At 71.6% G+C, this 16252-nt stretch carries 16 protein-coding genes and 1 riboswitch; of the genes, 8 read left to right on the forward strand and 8 right to left on the reverse strand.

The features are described 5' to 3' along the window. Positions 1–210: hypothetical protein (locus tag BS80_RS43210; RefSeq protein ID WP_232246718.1), on the forward strand; the 210-nt coding region annotated here is incomplete at its 5' end. A gap of 126 nt (positions 211–336) precedes the next feature. Here the strand turns inward: BS80_RS43210 and BS80_RS30465 are convergent. From BS80_RS30465 to BS80_RS30475, 3 genes are read right to left on the reverse strand one after another with little or no spacing between them, the layout of a single operon-like run. Beyond that, on the reverse strand, positions 337–1410 hold the full coding sequence (locus BS80_RS30465; protein ID WP_035806275.1) for a threonine aldolase family protein: 1074 nt from the start codon (positions 1408–1410) through the stop codon (positions 337–339). Continuing rightward, positions 1407–2150 carry an SDR family NAD(P)-dependent oxidoreductase gene (locus BS80_RS30470; RefSeq protein WP_035804384.1) on the reverse strand — a complete coding sequence of 248 codons (744 nt, stop codon included), beginning with the start codon at positions 2148–2150 and terminating at the stop codon, positions 1407–1409. The genes BS80_RS30465 and BS80_RS30470 overlap by 4 nt, the downstream gene beginning before the upstream one ends. Next, positions 2147–3547: a DUF6421 family protein gene (locus tag BS80_RS30475; RefSeq protein WP_035804385.1), complete on the reverse strand. Its 1401-nt coding sequence runs from the start codon at positions 3545–3547 to the stop codon at positions 2147–2149. The genes BS80_RS30470 and BS80_RS30475 overlap by 4 nt, the downstream gene beginning before the upstream one ends. Positions 3548–3852: 305 nt before the next feature. Between BS80_RS30475 and BS80_RS30480 the strand changes: the two genes are divergently transcribed. Together BS80_RS30480 and BS80_RS30485 are read left to right on the forward strand one after the other, a co-directional pair. After that, on the forward strand, positions 3853–4455 hold the full coding sequence (locus BS80_RS30480; RefSeq protein ID WP_035804387.1) for a DUF5134 domain-containing protein: 603 nt from the start codon (positions 3853–3855) through the stop codon (positions 4453–4455). Between the two features lie 140 nt (positions 4456–4595). After that, on the forward strand, positions 4596–5549 hold the full coding sequence (locus BS80_RS30485) for a M56 family metallopeptidase (protein ID WP_035804389.1): 954 nt from the start codon (positions 4596–4598) through the stop codon (positions 5547–5549). Positions 5550–5586: 37 nt separating this feature from the next. Here BS80_RS30485 and BS80_RS30490 read toward each other — a convergent pair whose 3' ends face one another. After that, complete coding sequence (locus BS80_RS30490; protein ID WP_035804391.1) at positions 5587–5973, reverse strand: MarR family winged helix-turn-helix transcriptional regulator; 387 nt, start codon at positions 5971–5973, stop codon at positions 5587–5589. A gap of 110 nt (positions 5974–6083) precedes the next feature. Here BS80_RS30490 and BS80_RS30495 point away from each other — a divergent pair, with 110 nt between their 5' ends. Both BS80_RS30495 and BS80_RS30500 read left to right on the forward strand, forming a co-directional pair. Then, a complete protein-coding gene (locus BS80_RS30495; RefSeq protein ID WP_051967433.1) occupies positions 6084–7628 on the forward strand; it encodes an MFS transporter in 1545 nt (514 codons plus the stop codon). 213 nt (positions 7629–7841) lie between these two features. Next, entirely contained in the window at positions 7842–8480 is a 639-nt protein-coding gene (locus BS80_RS30500) for a TetR/AcrR family transcriptional regulator (protein ID WP_035804393.1), read from the forward strand. 22 nt (positions 8481–8502) lie between these two features. On the opposite strand, the gene BS80_RS30505 is transcribed toward BS80_RS30500, so the two are convergent. Then, positions 8503–9369 carry a helix-turn-helix domain-containing protein gene (locus BS80_RS30505; protein WP_035804394.1) on the reverse strand — a complete coding sequence of 289 codons (867 nt, stop codon included), beginning with the start codon at positions 9367–9369 and terminating at the stop codon, positions 8503–8505. A gap of 432 nt (positions 9370–9801) precedes the next feature. Between BS80_RS30505 and BS80_RS30510 the strand changes: the two genes are divergently transcribed. Continuing rightward, the gene (locus tag BS80_RS30510) at positions 9802–10371 is read left to right on the forward strand and encodes an ATP-binding protein (protein WP_051967434.1); all 570 of its coding nucleotides are present in this window, start codon (positions 9802–9804) and stop codon (positions 10369–10371) included. Positions 10372–10588: 217 nt separating this feature from the next. Here the strand turns inward: BS80_RS30510 and BS80_RS30515 are convergent, their stop codons facing one another. Beyond that, positions 10589–10825 (reverse strand): DUF397 domain-containing protein, encoded by a 237-nt coding sequence (locus tag BS80_RS30515; RefSeq protein ID WP_035804396.1) that lies wholly within the window; start codon positions 10823–10825, stop codon positions 10589–10591. A 473-nt stretch (positions 10826–11298) separates the two neighbouring features. Here BS80_RS30515 and BS80_RS30520 point away from each other — a divergent pair, with 473 nt between their 5' ends. Further along, positions 11299–12270: a hypothetical protein gene (locus BS80_RS30520; protein WP_198045670.1), complete on the forward strand. Its 972-nt coding sequence runs from the start codon at positions 11299–11301 to the stop codon at positions 12268–12270. 526 nt (positions 12271–12796) lie between these two features. After that, positions 12797–12995, forward strand: a riboswitch (cyclic di-AMP (ydaO/yuaA leader). 7 nt (positions 12996–13002) lie between these two features. Beyond that, a complete protein-coding gene (locus BS80_RS43675) occupies positions 13003–14220 on the forward strand; it encodes a transglycosylase family protein (protein WP_063772117.1) in 1218 nt (405 codons plus the stop codon). Between the two features lie 89 nt (positions 14221–14309). Here BS80_RS43675 and BS80_RS30530 read toward each other — a convergent pair whose 3' ends face one another. Further along, the gene (locus BS80_RS30530) at positions 14310–15059 is read right to left on the reverse strand and encodes a hypothetical protein (protein WP_035804398.1); all 750 of its coding nucleotides are present in this window, start codon (positions 15057–15059) and stop codon (positions 14310–14312) included. Positions 15060–15198: 139 nt separating this feature from the next. After that, positions 15199–16251: a LacI family DNA-binding transcriptional regulator gene (locus tag BS80_RS30535; protein WP_035804400.1), complete on the reverse strand. Its 1053-nt coding sequence runs from the start codon at positions 16249–16251 to the stop codon at positions 15199–15201. Between the last annotated feature and the right edge of the window lies 1 nt (position 16252).

Consider the following 16252-nt stretch of genomic DNA (forward strand, 5'->3'; position numbering starts at 1 on the left):
CTTACTTCAAAAGGAATCTCCAACCCCGATCAAAGACCGAGGCCGGGGATGTCAACATATCTGGCGTTGACTTTTGGCACGCTGTTGAGTTCTCAAGGAACGGACACTTCCTTCGAACTGCTTTCGCAGTATCTCCGGGCGCTTCGTTCGTTCTTCGATCAGCTTATCAGATTTGTTTCACTCCGTTTTACCGGAGTTTCGCTTTCCTGACTCACTTTGCCGCCCCTCTCGGTGCGACTCCGGAACTGTACGGGGATCCGCCCGCCACAAGCAAATCGTCCCTCCCCGGACACCCGGGAAGGGACGATCGGCATGTCAGGACAGGTACAACGACCCTCAGGCCGTGCGCCCCATCTCCTCCACGATGGCCGCCGCGAAGGCGTCGATGTCGGCCTCCGTGGTGTCGAAGGCCGCCATCCAGCGGACCTCTCCGGTGTGCTCGTCCCAGAAGTAGAAGCGGTACCGCTTCTGCAGCCGCTCGCTGACCTCGCGCGGGAGGAGCGCGAAGACGGCGTTGGCCTGGACGGGCCGGACGATCGTCACGCCGTCGATCCCGCGCACCGCCTCGGCGAGGCGGGTGGCCATCGCGTTGGCGTGGCCGGCGTTGCGCAGCCAGAGGTCACCCGTGAGCAGGGCCTCGAACTGCACCGAGACGAAGCGCATCTTCGACGCGAGCTGCATCGACATCTTGCGCAGGTACTTGATGTTCCGGACCTTCTCCGGGTTGAGCACCACCACGACCTCACCGAACAGCAGGCCGTTCTTGGTGCCGCCGAAGGAGAGCACGTCCACCCCGGCGTCGGTGGTGAACTCGCGGAACGGCCGGCCCAGCGACGCGGCGGCGTTGGCCAGGCGCGAGCCGTCCATGTGGACGAGCATGCCGCGCTCGTGCGCGTGCTCGCAGATGGCCCTGACCTCCTCCGGCGTGTAGAGGGTGCCGAGCTCGGTGCTCTGGGTGATGGAGACCGCCAGCGGCTGCGCGCGGTGCTCGTCGCCCCAGCCCCAGGCCTGCTGGTCGATCAGCTCGGGGCTGAGCTTGCCGTCCTCGGTGGGGATGGTCAGAAGCTTGATGCCGGCGATCTTCTCCGGCGCTCCGCACTCGTCCACGTTGATGTGCGCGCTGCCGGCCGCGATGACCGCGCCCCAGCGCGGCAGCAGGGCCTGGAGCGAGACCACGTTGGCGCCTGTCCCGTTGAAGACCGGGTAGGCCTCGGCCTGCGGGCCGAAGTGGGTGCGGAAGACGCTCTGCAGGTGCTCGGTGTACTGGTCCTCGCCGTACGCGACCTGGTGGCCGTCGTTGGCGAGGGCTATCGCGGCGAGGATCTCCGGGTGGACGCCGGCGTAGTTGTCGCTGGCGAACCCGCGCACGGCGGGGTCGTGCCGCCGCTGCGCGTCCGTGGGGTGGGTCATCGGGCTGTCAGCCACTGGTGCTGTCCGTTCAGTTCTGCGGCGGGGCGGGACCAGAGGTCCGCCAGGGTGTCGGCCAGGTCGGCGGTCGCGGTGTAGCCCGTGAACTTGGCCTCCGGCTTCTCGGCCCGCATCTCGGGGCTGAGCAGAGCCTTGATCACCAGGATGACAGCAGCCGCGGTCGGGACGCCGTCCGCCTGGGTGGTCTCCTTCACGAAGGAGTTGGCCATCGCCAGGGTCCAGGCCTCGGTGGCGGCCTTGGCGGCCGCGTAGGCGGCGCCGCCGGAGGTGGGCTTGTGGGCGGCCGAGGCGGAGATCATCGCGAACCGGCCGGCCTCGCTGCGCAGCAGGGCGGGCTGGAAGGCGAGCGAGGTGTGCTGGAGCGTGCGGACCACGGTGTCGTGCAGGAAGTCCCAGTCGTCGATCCGCGACTCGTGGAAGGACTTGGCGCCACGCCAGCCGCCGACCAGGTGGAACAGGCCGTCGACCCGGCCGTGCTCGGCCTCCAGGTGGTCCGCCCAGTCGTGCACCTCCTGCGGGTCGAGCAGGTCGATGACCTGTCCGCTGATCTTCGCGCCGGGCACGCCCACCCGGACGGCGGCGATCGCCGCGTCCAGGCGGCGCTGGTCGATGTCGGCACCGATCACGGTCGCGCCGTCGGCCGCGAGGCGGCGCAGCGTGGCCTGACCGGCCGGGCCGCTGGCACCGGCGACCGCGATGACCTTGTTGTCGAGCGTGCTCATGCTGCGATCTCCTGGATGCCGGCGCCGGTGATGCCCGTGGTGGCGGCGATGACGCCGCTCAGCTTCTTGGAGAGGGCCTCGAAGAACATGCTCAGCGGGAACTCGTCCGGCAGCACGGCGTCGCACAGGGCCTTGTTGAGCGCCTTGCCGTCGGCCGTGTCCAGCGGGAGGGCGGACGGACCCTTCGCCCAGGTGGAGGCCGGGTGCGGGGTCAGGTACTGGGAGACCAACTCGTATGCGGCGATCCAGTGCGCGGTCTTGGGCCGGTCGATGCCGGCGCGGTAGAGCGCCTCGATCTCGCCGCAGAGCGCGTTGGTCACGTCGGCGACGCGGTCCCAGTCGATGCTCAGGCGGTTGTCGCGCCAGCGCAGCGCGTCGTGCTTGTGCAGGTAGGCGAAGAGCAGCTGGCCGCCGAGGCCGTCGTAGTTGCGCACCCGGCCGCCGGAGACGGGGAAGCGGAACATCCGGTCGAAGAGGATCGCGTACTGGACGTCGCGGCCCTGCGGGTAGCCCTCGGCCTCCAGGCGGACGGCCTCCTTGAAGGCGGTCAGGTCGCAGCGCAGCTCCTCCAGTCCGTACATCCAGAACGGGCTGCGCTGCTTGATCATGAAGGGGTCGAACGGCAGGTCGCCGTGGCTGTGGGTGCGGTCGTGGACCAGGTCCCACAGGACGAAGGTCTGCTGCGAGCGCTGCTGGTCCGCGATGAGCTCGGCGGCGTCGGCCGGGATCTCCAGGCCGAGTATGCCGACGGCGGAGGTGGTGACGGCGCGGAAGCGGGCGGCCTCGCGGTCGCAGAAGATGCCGCCCCAGGTGAAGCGCTCGGGGGCCTTGCGGACGGCGACGGTCTCGGGGAAGAGCACAGCGGAGTTGGTGTCGTAGCCGGCCGTGAAGTCCGTGAAGGTGATCGGGACGAACATCGGGTTGTCGAAGCGGGTGCGCTCCAGCTCGGCCAGCCAGTCCGGCCAGACCACGCTCAGCAGGACGGCCTCCAGGTTGCGGTCCGGGTTGCCGTTCTGCGTGTACATCGGGAAGACCACGAGGTGGTCCAGGCCGTCGACTCTCTCGGCCGCGGGCTGGAAGGCCATCAGCGAGTCGAGGAAGTCGGGCTCGCGGTACCCGGTGTCGGCCCACTTGCGCAGGTCCGCCTGGACCGCCTCCAGGTAGGCCGCGTCGTGCGGGAAGTGCGGCGCGAGCTCGCGCACGGACTCCAGGACGGTGGCGACCAGCGGGTCGACCGCGTGCCGCTGGACGGCGGCGAGGTCGATCGAGCCGTCCTTGGACTGCAGCGGGCGCAGCGCCTCGACGGCCTGCTTCAGTCGCTGCCAGGCGGGGTGGTCGGCGGAGAAGGACGCCGGGAGGTCGGTCTCCCCAGCGATCCTCGGCGAAAGATTCTGCACAGGAGACCTACTTTCACAGGAGTAACTGAATCAAGGACACGATAAGGACGAAAGGTTCTCCTGTTCAAGTCGTGTTCTGTGAGAAAATCTGTACGCAGCGTGGTGTCCACCCGGAAGCCTTGCGGTGGGCGACAGTTCGCCTCCCTCTCCGAGTGAACCCGGCCCTCCGGGCCCTCGCCAGGCGTGCGCCGGCCGCCGTGCCGGTCGGCGCACCTCCGTACGCCCCCGTACGCGCCCTGCTGGTCGCAGCGCCGAGCGGTGATCGTGGTCGGTATCCCCGTACCCGGCGGCGAAGAGGGGGGCCGATGTACGGACCAGCCGTTCTCAGCTGGCTGCTGGCGGTGGTGGCGGCCGTCACCGGCGGGCTCTGCCTGCTCCGGATGCGTGCGGCGCCGGCGGGCGGAGGCGGGGGGCGGGACGCGGGTGAGCACGGGCCGGGGCGCGGGTCGGACGCGGCGGAGGCCGCGATGGGCCTGGGCATGGCCGTGATGATCGCGGCCGGCGACCATCTGCCGCCGCCGCTCTGGGCCTGGGCCTTCGGCCTGCTGGCCGCCGTCTCCCTGCTGGCCGCGGCCGGCAGCGGAACGGCCCGGCTGCTGGCGCACCGGCTGCACCACGCGGTCGGCGCGCTGGCCATGGTCTACATGACGCTGGCGATGGGCAGTGGTCAGCACCCGCACCCCGCCATGGCGATGCCGATGGGCGGGGCGGCCGGCCTGCCGGCGGTGACCGGTCTGCTACTGCTCTACTTCGGTGGCTACGCGCTGTGGACGGGCAGCCGCCTGTTCACCGTGACCGCCCATCAGGCCGGCGGGGCGGGCGGGTCGCTACTGGGCGCGAACGGCCTCCCCCGGGCCTGCCGACTCGCGATGGGCGTCGGGATGTTCGCCATGTTGCTGACCCTCTGAGCGGGCCCGCCGCGCCTCTTCTCGGGCCCTGCGCGTGGCGTTGGTCACTGCGGCGGCGAAGCGGGTTCCACGGCGCTCGCGCAGCGCCTAGGTTGAGCCCAGCGTTAGTTGCGCCTTCTCTCCCCGGGGGAGCCCCTGCCATGACGGCCCTGCTCGGCCTGCTGCTGCTCGGTGTGCTGCTCTCCACCGTCGGACCCACCGTGCTGGCCCGTGCCCGCTGGGCCGAGCGAGAACCGGTCCTCGCTCTCCTGGTCTGGCAGTGCCTGGTGGTGGCCGTCCTGCTCTGCTGCGTGCTCGGCCTGCTGCTGGCCGTCACGGCGGCGCTGCCGGAGGTGCGCACGCTGTTCTTCGCGGGGGCGCCGCACGGCGTGGAGGCCGCCTACGGGTTCGCCGGGGGCGAGAGCTGGGGGCGCCTGTGCGCGGCCCTGCTGGCGCTGGGCGGGCTGCGCACGGCGCTCTCGCTGACCCGGGAGATCCGCTCGGCACGGGCGCTGCGCGACCACCGGCACGCCGAGCTGGCGCACCGCGCGCCGGAGCTGCCGGCCGGCATCGGCGCACCGCCCGGCGAGCGCGAGCGGCTGGTCGTGCTGGAGAACCGGCGGCCGGAGGCCTGGTCGTTGCCGGGACCGGGCGCCCGCCTGGTGGTCACCACCGGCGCGCTGCGCCGGTTGTCGGACCGCGAGTTGGCGGCCGTGCTGAGCCACGAGCGCGGCCACGTCCGGGCCCGCCACCACTGGCTCTCGCAGTGCGCCCAGGCGCTGGCGGCCGGCTTCCCCGGTGTCGGGGTGTTCAGCGCCTTCCGGGACCAGGTCGGCGAGTTGGTGGAGCTGGCGGCGGACGACCGGGCCGCCCGCCGGCACGGGCGGCTGACCACTGCCCTGGCGATGGTCGAACTCAACTCCGAACGTGGGGTGTTCGAGCTCTCCTGCCCCGGGCAGCTGGCCCAGGCCCCGCGCCGGGTGGACCGCCTGCTGGCCGGTGAGCCACGGCTGACGGTCTCCCGGCGGCTGCGCCTGACGATGATCGGGCTGGCGGCGCCGGCCGCGGTCGTCCTGCTCGCTGTGGCGCCCGGGCTGGGCGCGCTGGCCCGCTGAGCCGGCCGGCGCCGCCCTGGAGCGCGCGGGCGGCGTCTCAGGCCGGCTGACCGGCCGTCAGGATCCTTGCCAGGACGGCCCGGTGGGTCGGGCGGGCGGCCTCGTAGCGCTCCCGCCCGGCCTGCGACAGCGAGACGTAGATGCCGCGCCGGTCCTGCTCGCACATCACCCGCTCGACCAGCCCGGCCTTCTCCAGCCTGCCGATCAGCCGGGAGAGCGCGCTCTGGCTGAGGTGCACCATCCCGGAGAGCTCCTGGACGCGCAGGCTCGTGCCGTCCTCGCACGGTGACTCGACGAGGCGCTCCAGCACCTCGAACTCGCTCATGCCGAGACCGTGCCGCTCGCCCAGCTCCCGGTCCAGCGCACAGGTGGTGGCCGCGTGGCGGGCCAACAGGTCGCGCCACTCGGAGACCAGAGAGGCCATCTCGGCCGGGTCGGGTGTAGACACGCGCCCACCCTAGCACATGCATGGGAACTATATGTGTTCACATTATAGTTACTTGCATTGAGTGCACGTGCATGTAATCTCTGCCCATGACCACAGCGCCACTCGACGGACCAACCAAGCCCACCCAGCGACCTGCTGACGAACCGTCCACTGCGGAGCGCTGGAGCCCACGGCTCTGGGGCACCCTCATCGTTCTCTGCACCGCGCTCTTCCTCGACGCGCTGGACGTCTCGATGGTCGGCGTCGCGCTGCCCTCCATCGGCACCAGCCTCAAGCTCTCCACCTCCACCCTGCAGTGGGTCGTCAGCGGCTACGTGCTCGGCTACGGCGGGCTGTTGCTGCTCGGCGGACGCGCGGCGGACCTGCTGGGCCGCCGCCGGGTCTTCCTGGTCGCCCTCGGCGTCTTCGCCGCGGCCTCGCTGCTCGGCGGGCTGGTCGACAACGGCGGACTGCTGATCGCGGCCCGCTTCCTCAAGGGCGTCAGCGCCGCCTTCACCGCGCCGGCCGGGCTCTCCATCATCACCACCACGTTCGCCGAGGGCCCCGCGCGCAACCGGGCCCTGTCGATCTACACCACCTGCGGCGCCAGCGGCTTCTCGCTCGGCCTGGTGCTCAGCGGTCTCCTCACCTCGGCCGGCTGGCGCTGGACCTTCCTCAGCCCGGTCCCGGTCGCGCTGATCGCGCTGGTGTTCGCGATCCGGCTGATCCCCCGCCCCAAGGCCGCCGAGCGCGGCGGCAGCGGTGGCTACGACGTGGCCGGGGCGATCACCGGCACCGGTGCGCTCCTGCTGCTGGTGTTCACCGTCACCGAGGCGCAGAGCGCCGGCTGGGCGAGCCTGCGAACCATCGGCTCGCTGGTCGTGGTGGCCGTGCTGGGCGCCGCCTTCCTGCTGATCGAGACCCGCACCGCGCACCCGCTGGTGCGGCTCGGGATCTTCCGCAACGGCAGTGTGGCCCGGGCCAACGTGGCCGGCCTCACGATCATGGGCAGCTACGCCGGATTCCAGTTCATCGCCACCCTCTACCTGCAGCGGCTGCTCGGCTGGTCGGCCCTGGAGATGGCCTTCGCCTTCCTGCCGACCGGCGCGCTGGTCGCGCTCTCCGCGCCCAGGATGGGCGCCATCGTCGACCGCTTCGGCACCAGCAGGCTGCTCCCCGCCGGGTCGCTGGCGCTGCTGCTGGGCTACGCGCTCTTCCTGCGGATGGACGCGCACAGCTCGTTCCTCGTCCTGGTGCTGCCCAGCATGCTGCTGCTCGGCATCGGGTTCGCGCTGGCCTTCCCGTCCGCGAACATCGCGGCCACCGACGGGGTGGCCGACGACGAGCAGGGGCTGGCCTCGGGACTGGTCAACACCGCGTTCCAGGTGGGCAGCGCGCTGGTGCTGGCCGCCGCCACCGCCGTCATCACCGCCGGCAGCCACGGCGGGACCAGCCCGCAGGCCCAACTGGCCGGCTACCGCCCGGCGCTGCTGCTGGTCACCGGCGTCGCGCTGATCGGGGTGAGCGTCACGGCGGTGGGCGCCGTTCTGGACCGCCGCCGGGCCGCGGCCGCCCCGGCCACCCCCGTGCCGGACTACGACTACAGCCGGGCGGCCGCCGCCCAGCTGGACGCGGCGGCGGAACGGGTCTGACCTGCCCCCGACCCTCTCACCCCCCTCCGGCGCCTGCCGGGCAGCCCCCTGCGCTGCCCGGCAGGCGCCGGCCTCACCACTCCCCCCGGCTGGTGAGGCCGCTGCCGGCTCCGTACCGCGCCGGCGCATGGCCCCGCCCCGGGCGCGTAACGTCGACAGCCCGGGTCGAGACGTATATTGGCCCGAAGCCAACGAACGTACGGAGCTGACACGATGGCACCTCGCGGGGATTCGGTCAACGAGGAGATGCGCCGCCGCTCACGTGTACGCATCATGCGGGCCACCGTGGACCTCGTGGACCGGCGCGGATACGCCGCCACGACCCTCGCGGACATCGCCGAGGAGGCCGGACTCGCCCGCGGCCTCGTCTCGTACTACTTCGACGGCAAACGACTGCTGATGCAGGCGGCCACCCACCGGCTGATGCACCTGCGGCTCACCGAGGAGCTGGACCGGCTGGCCCCGGACGCCGCCGCCCGCGAGCGGCTGGCCTGCGTGATCGACACCGTGCTGAACCTGGCACTGGACCATCCGCGGGTGATGCGCTCGCACCTCGCGCTGATCCTGGACCCCGACGGCGGCGGCTTCGTGCAGGACCCGGAGCAGCAGCGGCTCGGCGCGATCCTCCAGGACGTCCTGGCGGGCTGGGGCGTGGCCGATCCCGCCGCCGAACACGCCCTGCTGCGCAGCGCGTTGATGGGCGGCTGCATCGGCGTGCTGCTGCCGGGGGCGCAGACGGCGCTGCCGCCGGTCCGGGCCGACCTGTTCGCCCGCTACGGGCTCCCCTGGGAGCTGGGGACCCCGCCGCAGCCGCAGGCGCCGTCCCGACCGCAGCTGAAGTCCTGGCCCTGACCCCGCAGTCGGGGCCGGGGCGTCAGCTCTCGGCGAGGATCGAGGCGAGCAGGTCGACAGTGCGCTCCGGGGTGAGGCTGTCCACGCAGAGCCGCTCCATGACCTGGACGTAGGCGTCCACGTCGTCGCGCTTGTCCAGGTAGAGCGCGCTGGTCAGCTGCTCCAGGTAGACGACGTCGGCGAGATCCTGCTCGGGGAAGCGCAGGATACTGAAGGCACCGCTCTCCCCCGCGTGCGCGCCGAAGCGGAACGGCATCACCTGGATCACCACGTTGGGCTGCTCGGCGACATCGATCAGATACTGCAACTGACTGCGCATCACCTTGGGTCCGCCGACCGGCCGGCGCAGCGCCGCCTCGTCGATCACGGCCCACAGCCGCGGTCCCTGACCATCCGTCAGCAGCCGCTGGCGGCGCAGTCGCAGGCCGACCATCCGGTCGACCTCCTCCTCGCTCAGCACCGGGCGGCTCTGCCCGAACACCGCGCGGGCGTACTCCTCGGCCTGCAGCAGACCGGGAATGAACTGCACCTCGTAAGTACGGATCAGCGCCGCGGCCTCCTCCAGCCCCACGTAGGTCTGGAACCAGCCCGGCAGCACGTCGTTGAAGCTGTGCCACCACCCGGACTTGTTGGCCTCGCGGACCAGGCCGAGCAGCGACTCGCGCTCCCCGCCGTCCTCGACGCCGTACAGGCTGAGCAGATCGGCGACGTCGCGCTCCTTGAAGCTGACGCGGCCGAGCTCCATGCGACTGATCTTCGACTCCGAGGCACGGATGGCATAGCCGGCGTCCTCGCGGGTGATGCTGCGGCTCTCGCGCAGTCTGCGCAGCTGGGAGCCCAGGAGGATCCGGCGCACCATCGAGCCGCCGCCGGGCTGAACTGTGGTCATGCCGTCGAAACCTCCGCCTCGGGAAAACAGCGCACAGTCTGCCATCAACTGGGCGCTCACAGTGCCTGTAGTGGCAGATGGATCTATCAATTCTGCATCGGCACGTCCATCAGCACGGCCAGATGCACGTGCATCCGGCTTCTGCATATGCCAATAGTGCGACTGCACGTGAATCGACTCTTGCATCTGCCGTGAGCGCAGAGCACGATGGTGCACGTGCACCTGCACAACCCCTGAGACATTCCGCGGGCTTCGCCGTCGACCCCACGCGCGACTCCGCACACCTGCCGGGCGCGTTCCCGCGTGTCCGGATCGTGGTGCGGCGATCGTGACCGGATCGAGGCGACGGCGAAGCGGCCGAGCGAGTCGGAGGTGACCGGCATGACCCCGCCGGGTCCAGCCGTGTCCGCCCCCTTATGGGAGGAGCTCTTCATGGGCACCGGTACGGCCTTGGCGGTCGATCCCGACGTCGTCACCTGTACGCTCGCGCCTCGCTACGAGGCCGTCAGAACAGCCCGCGACTTCGCCCGAACCACCCTGCTGCAATGGGGACTCGGCGACCTGTTCGACGATGTGGCCCTGGTGGCTTCGGAGTTGGTGACCAACGCGCTGCGGCACGCCATCGGTGAACCGACCGCGGCCGAACTGCGCAGCTGCACCGGCTCGTCCCGGCTCGCGCTGCCGGCCCAGCCGGGGCCCGCGCAGAGCCTCGACAGCCGGCTGCCGATCCGGATCAGCCTGGTGCACCGCTCACCCCAACTCGTCTGCGCGGTGAGCGATCCCAGCAGCGACGGCCCGGTGACCCGGGAGGCCGACTTCGTGGCCGAGTCCGGCCGGGGGCTGCACCTGGTGGACTCCTTCAGCCGCTCGTGGGGCTGGCACCCGCTGGCCGGGGCCGGGAAGGTGGTCTGGGCGCTCTTCGAGGCCGACGAGGCGTCAGCCGTCGACCTGGAACGCTCCACCGACCCCGCGTCGCCCGGACGCCACCGTCGGTCGGCCTAGGCGCCCAGCCGTGCATCGAACGCCGCGCCCGTGCGCGGCGTTCTTTTGTTTCCCGGACGTCCCCCGCGGCCCCTGCGGCCCTGACTGCCTCAGCAGCCCCCACCGGCCCGCACGACGCCGCCCGCGGTCACGGCCAGCGCCTGACGGCCGGGACCCGGCAACGCCGAACGCCGTCGCGGCACTTTCCCCCACGACGGCGCGTCATCCGCCGGCACGCTCAGCCGACCAGGTGGTCGAACTCCCCGTCCTTCACACCGAGCAGCAACGCCGCTATCTCGGCGCGCGTGTAGATCAGTGCGGGGCTGTCCGGGAAGCGGGAGTTGCGCATGGCGACCTCGCCGCTCGGGAGAGCCGCGAGCTCGACGCAGTTCCCCTTCGAGTTGCTGTACTGGCTCTTCTGCCAGACCACGCCATCGAGGTCCGCAGCCGCCATGCCGTTGTACGTGTGGTGCATAGAAATCTCCCAAGAGCCTGGAGTGCTCGTACCGCTCGGCGCCCGCCCGCTCCGACCGCCGGCCGCCTTCCGGCTCGTGCGGGCAGGGCTGATGCCTCACTTGTCGTGATGATAACTCCAGTGCACGTGCATCGGCATGCGATTTTGCTCGTGCACGCGGTTGTACGGGACGTGACAATCGTTGGCGCCCCGGGTTCGCTTGACGGTGCGTAAGTGGACATATGAGAACCATTCAGGCAACCACTGGTGACCGGGCGTTGATCGCGAAGAGTGCGGCATGCGAACGGAGCACGGCCGGACCGACGGTCGAATGATCAACACTGCAGTGAATTGCTCACGCACCGTCACATCTTCCAAGCTTGCCGGGGGATTTCATGCCAAATGTCTCATTTGTCCGGCACGTGAAGGCAGTCGACGCCCTCGTAGTGCCAGCCGACTGCGGAAACGTCAATCCCATGTCCTACGATCTCGCCATGAGCACTGCTGCCACCCCGGGCGCACCACTGCCCGTCCGCACTCCAGGCTCCCGTGCGAGGGGGCGCCACCGTCGGCCCGAGCGGCCGGGGGTGCCGACCGGCGCGCCCGGGCTGGTGCTCGCCGTTCCCGCGGCGACGACGCCCGAGGCGTTCGCCGTGGTGGAGGAGATCCTCTCGGTGATCCGCGGCGAGCAGCCGGGCATCAGCGTGGCCGCCGGTCTGCTGACCGTCGCCGAGCCTGAGACCGAGAGCACCACCGAGGCCCTGACGGAGGAGGACCTCGCCGAGGCCAACGCCCTGAGCGGCTTCGTGAGCTTCGGCCTGCCGTCCACCGAGCGCTCGCTGCCGAGCGTGGCCGACCTCATCGCCGCCGCCGTCGAGGCGGGACTGCCCGCACCGGTGCTCGTGCCGCTGCTGACCGGTCCGCACGACTGCCTGACGGCCCTGCACAAGCTGGCCGCCGAGAGCGGCGCGACGGTGACCGACGTGCTCGGCCCGCACCCGCTGCTCGCGGAGGCGGTGCACGTACGGCTCTCCGAGGCCGGCCTCGCCCGCGCCGACCGCGCCCGGCTGTTCGCCATCGCCACCTCGGCCGACGGCGTGGTGCTGACCACCGCCGGCGGCGAGGAGGCTGCGGCGGCCGCCGAGATCACCGGCGTCCTGCTGGCGGCGCGCCTGGCGGTGCCCGTGGTGGCGGCCGCCCTGGACGTCCCCGGCGCGGTGCTGGCCGCGGTCGAGCACCTGCGGGCCACCGGCTCGCAGCGCCCGGCGCTGGCGCCGCTGGTGATCGGCCCCGAGGTGGACGCCGAGCTGCTGCGCGCGGCCGGCGAGGAGACCGGCTGCCCGAGCGCCGAGGCGCTGGGCGGCTACCCGACCATCGGTCAGCTGGTGGCCGCCGGCTACCTCGCCACCGTGGGCACGGCGGCCGAGGCCGAGCAGCCCGAGCAGGCGGAGCACCCCGAGCAGTAGAGCAGCACAGCACCACCACCCTCACGACCCGTGGGACCTGTGGGCCGGTCAGCCGCCGAGCGGACGACCGGCCCACAGTCATGTCCTGTGCGAGCGGCAGCGAGCGGGAAGCAACGCCGGGAGCCAGCCGGGAGACAAGAGGGACAAATCGCCCTTCTCGGGCCCCGGCGGAGCGTCAGACCGCCCGGCGGTCGGGCCCGGGCGGGGAGCCCTTGGTCCCGCGCGAAGGTCACGAACCGGCCACGGTCGACCCGGCGGGCACGGTCGCCACCCCGGGTGCGGGCACCCCGAGCCGGATACGACGTCAGCTGACCCAGGACCTGAGAGACAACCAATTCCGTTGCCCGAACGCCCGGTTGTTCACCATAGGACGGACCCGAACGACCCTTTGCGCAGACGGCCCATCAGTTGATCTCCCCCTTGTGGCACGAGGGGCCCGCGGGGGCCCTGTGACCGGCGTCACAGGTGTTTGCGGTTTCAACTTAAGTCTGTCTAACGTGCTCCCGTTCGTGGTCACACGGACCCAGCAATCCGGACGCCGAATCCTGCCACCGGACCACTGGCACGCAAGCACGCACCACGGCAGGAGCGGGGGAACCAGGTAAGCCGCCCCGGGCCGGTCCTCGGACCGACGACCCGGAGCTAGGGGTGAAGCCGTGCTCAGCACGGCCGGGCAACTCCAGCCCGAATCCGACAGCTCACCTCGTAGGCGTAGGAGAGGAACGCGACTTCATGCTGCCCATCACTGGTACGAACCGCTCGACCCGCACCCGCCGCGTCATCGCCGCGACGGGCCTTGTCGGACTCGGCCTCAGCCTCCCGTGCATCACCGCCACCACCGCCTCCGCCGCCCCCGTCTCCACCTGGGAGAAGGTCGCCCAGTGCGAGAGCAGCGGCGACTGGAGCATCAACACCGGCAACGGCTACTACGGCGGCCTCCAGTTCAGCGCCTCCACCTGGGCCGCCTTCGGTGGCACCCAGTACGCCCCGCAGGCCAACCAGGCCACCGAGGACCAGCAGATCGCCGTCGCCGAGAAGGTGCTCGCCTCCCAGGGCCCCGGCGCCTGGCCGGTCTGCTCCGTCCAGGCCGGCCTGACCGCCGGTGGCGCCCCCGCGGCCGTCAACACCTCCTCCGCGGCGGCCACCCCGTCCACCCCCGCTCCGGCCGCCCCGGCCGCGCCGACGACCTCCGCCCCGGCCGCCTCCGGCCAGAGCAGCGCGTCGCAGCACTCCGGCTGGCAGCACAGCGCCTCCCAGGACGCCGCCCCGGCGGGCGACAGCAGCTACACCGTGGCCGCCGGTGACTGGCTCTCCAGCATCGCGCAGAGCCACAACGTGCAGGGCGGCTGGCAGCACCTCTACGACCTCAACAAGTCGGTGCTGACCCACGGTCCGGACACCATCTACCCGGGCCAGCACCTCTCGCTCGGCGGCGCCACCGCCACCCCGGCCGCGGACCACCACGGCAACTGGGGCGGCAACTGGAACGGTTCGGACAACTCGGGCAAGTCGGGCAGCACCACCCAGGCCGCCCCGGCTGCTCCGGCCGCCAAGACCACCGCCAAGCCCGCCACCCCGGCGCCGGCCACCGGCAGCATGGCCGCCGCGGTCGCGTTCGCCGAGTCCAAGGTCGGCCAGGCGTACATCTACGGCGGCACCGGCAACGGTGGCTGGGACTGCTCCGGCCTGACCCAGGCCGCGCTGGCCCAGGCCGGGATCTCGATCCCGCGCGTGGCCGCCGACCAGGCCGCCGCCAGCACCCACGTGTCGCTGGACAACCTGCAGCCCGGCGACCTGCTCTTCTGGTCGAACAACGGCGCCGACTCGGGCGTCTACCACGTCGGCATCTACGTCGGCAACGGCTCGTACGTCGAGGCCGCCAACCCGAGCGTCGGTGTCCACATGGAGACCATCGCCAACTGGGCCCCGGACTTCGCCGGCCGGGTCTGAACCTCCCGCTGACACGGCTACGGCCCGCCTCCCCCTGCTCCAGGGGAAGGCGGGCCGTCCGTCGTGCCCGGTGGCCGGGTGAGCCCTCGTCACGGCTTCGAGGGCTTGCCCGCCACCGCGTCGTAGACCCGCTCACGCAGCCGCCGGCGCCAGCCCTCGCGTTCGGCACGAGCCACCGCCCGGGCCTCCTTGCGGCCTCCCTGCGGGTAGCGCGCCCGCGCCCACGGCGAGCCGGGCCGGGCCAGCCGGAGCGCGCCGACCACGGCGACGGGCGTCACGAGGATGCCCAGCAGCCCGGTGAAGGTCTTCCCCTTGGTCAGCGCGACCAACGCGAAACCGCCGTTGACCAGCACCAGCGACGCGTATGTCCAGGCCGACGCCGGCTCGTCGGCGGTCGAGCTCTGGTCGACGCCGAACGGCACGGCCCCCAGCAGCAGGAGCCCGATCACGGCCGCGCCGAGCACCACGGCGTCCACCGAGAGCCGGCCCTCCTCGGACCAGTAGACGTCCCGCAGGTGCAGGACCAGCGCGAACTCGTCGAGCACCAACGCCGTGCCGATCCCGAAGAGCCCCGCGCAGATCTCCTCCCAGGGCCGGTGCCCGCCGCTCGGCGAGGCGAGGCCCACCCCCGCGACGACCATGAAGACGATGCCGAACACCACGTGATGGATGTGCAGCCCGCCCGGCGACACATTGCCGGGCCACCAGGAGACCTCGGCGCGGATCATCCGGACGCTGAGCCGGATGAAGAAGAAGGCACCCAGGAAGCCCGCCAGCAGGACCAGCAGCGGCTGCTTGCCGGGGTCCACGATCTCGTGCTGGTACCAGCCGCCGCCCATGCCTCAGACCGCCCGGACCGGGCCGGTCGGCGGCCGCTGTCCGCTGTGCACATCCCCCTGGTGACCTGCGCTCATGACCCGATGCTGACACCGCGACAGGCCGCACGCCCCCCGGCGTTAGCCCGCGCGGGCAGCCCGGCTACCCGGCGCGGTGCGTGTTGGCACCCGTCGAGCCGCGCATCACCAGCTCCGGCTGGAACATGAACTCGGCGCGCTGGGCGGGGTTGCCGCCGACCTCCTCCAGCAGGGCGTCCACGGCGGCGGTGGCCATCGCCTCGACCGGCTGGCGGATGGTGGTGAGCGGCGGCTCCGTGAAGGCGATCAGCGGCGAGTCGTCGAAGCCGACCACCGAGACGTCCCCCGGCACGCTCAGCCCGCGCTGGCGCACCGCGCGGATCGCGCCGAGCGCCATCATGTCGCTGCCGCAGACGATCGCCGTGCAGCCCCGGTCGAGCAGCGCGCCGGCCGCCGAGTGGCCGCCCTCCACGCTGAACAGCGTGTGGTGCACGAGCGCCTCGGCCTCCTCGGCCGTCTTGCCGAGAACCGCCCGCATCGCGGCCGTGAAGCCCTCGATCTTGCGCAGCACGGGGACGTAGCGGCGCTGGCCGACCGCCAGGCCGATCTGCTCGTGGCCGAGTTCCGCCAGGTGCTGGACGGCCATCCACATCGCGGCGCGGTCGTCCGGGGAGATGAACGGCGCGGCGATCCGCTCGCTGTAGCCGTTGATCAGCACGAACGGCACCTGCCGCCCGGTCAGCTTGGCGTACCGGTCGTGGTCGGCGGTGGAGTCCGCGTGCAGGCCCGAGACGAAGACGATGCCAGCCACCCCCCGTTCGACCAGCATCTCCACCAGTTCGTCCTCGGTGGATCCGCCCGGTGTCTGGGTGCAGAGCACCGGCGTGTAGCCGTGCCGGCTGAGCACCTGCTCGATCACCTGGGCCAGCGCGGGGAAGATCGGGTTGCTCAGCTCCGGGGTGATCAGCCCGATCAGGCCGGCGCTGCGCTGGCGCAGGCGGGTCGGCCGCTCGTAACCGAGCACGTCGAGCGCCGCAAGGACGGTCTGCCGCATGGTCGCGGAGACGCCTGCCTTGCCGTTGAGGACGCGGGAAACGGTGGCCTCACTGACCCCCGCCTGCGCCGCGATGTCCGAAAGTCGCGCCGTAGTCACGATCCCAGAGCCTATTGCAACCATG

The organism is Kitasatospora mediocidica KCTC 9733, assembly GCF_000744225.1.
GTDB lineage: Bacteria > Actinomycetota > Actinomycetes > Streptomycetales > Streptomycetaceae > Kitasatospora > Kitasatospora mediocidica.

Coding starts and splice junctions, on each gene's coding strand:
- BS80_RS30465 (WP_035806275.1), bottom strand. CDS start 1,410: ATGACCCACCCCACGGACGCGCAGCGGCGGCACGACCCCGCCGTGCGC.
- BS80_RS30470 (WP_035804384.1), bottom strand. CDS start 2,150: ATGAGCACGCTCGACAACAAGGTCATCGCGGTCGCCGGTGCCAGCGGC.
- BS80_RS30480 (WP_035804387.1), top strand. CDS start 3,853: ATGTACGGACCAGCCGTTCTCAGCTGGCTGCTGGCGGTGGTGGCGGCC.
- BS80_RS30485 (WP_035804389.1), top strand. CDS start 4,596: ATGACGGCCCTGCTCGGCCTGCTGCTGCTCGGTGTGCTGCTCTCCACC.
- BS80_RS30490 (WP_035804391.1), bottom strand. CDS start 5,973: ATGGCCTCTCTGGTCTCCGAGTGGCGCGACCTGTTGGCCCGCCACGCG.
- BS80_RS30495 (WP_051967433.1), top strand. CDS start 6,084: ATGACCACAGCGCCACTCGACGGACCAACCAAGCCCACCCAGCGACCT.
- BS80_RS30500 (WP_035804393.1), top strand. CDS start 7,842: ATGGCACCTCGCGGGGATTCGGTCAACGAGGAGATGCGCCGCCGCTCA.
- BS80_RS30505 (WP_035804394.1), bottom strand. CDS start 9,369: ATGACCACAGTTCAGCCCGGCGGCGGCTCGATGGTGCGCCGGATCCTC.
- BS80_RS30510 (WP_051967434.1), top strand. CDS start 9,802: ATGGGCACCGGTACGGCCTTGGCGGTCGATCCCGACGTCGTCACCTGT.
- BS80_RS30515 (WP_035804396.1), bottom strand. CDS start 10,825: ATGCACCACACGTACAACGGCATGGCGGCTGCGGACCTCGATGGCGTG.
- BS80_RS30520 (WP_198045670.1), top strand. CDS start 11,299: ATGAGCACTGCTGCCACCCCGGGCGCACCACTGCCCGTCCGCACTCCA.
- BS80_RS43675 (WP_063772117.1), top strand. CDS start 13,003: ATGCTGCCCATCACTGGTACGAACCGCTCGACCCGCACCCGCCGCGTC.
- BS80_RS30530 (WP_035804398.1), bottom strand. CDS start 15,059: ATGGGCGGCGGCTGGTACCAGCACGAGATCGTGGACCCCGGCAAGCAG.
- BS80_RS30535 (WP_035804400.1), bottom strand. CDS start 16,251: ATGGTTGCAATAGGCTCTGGGATCGTGACTACGGCGCGACTTTCGGAC.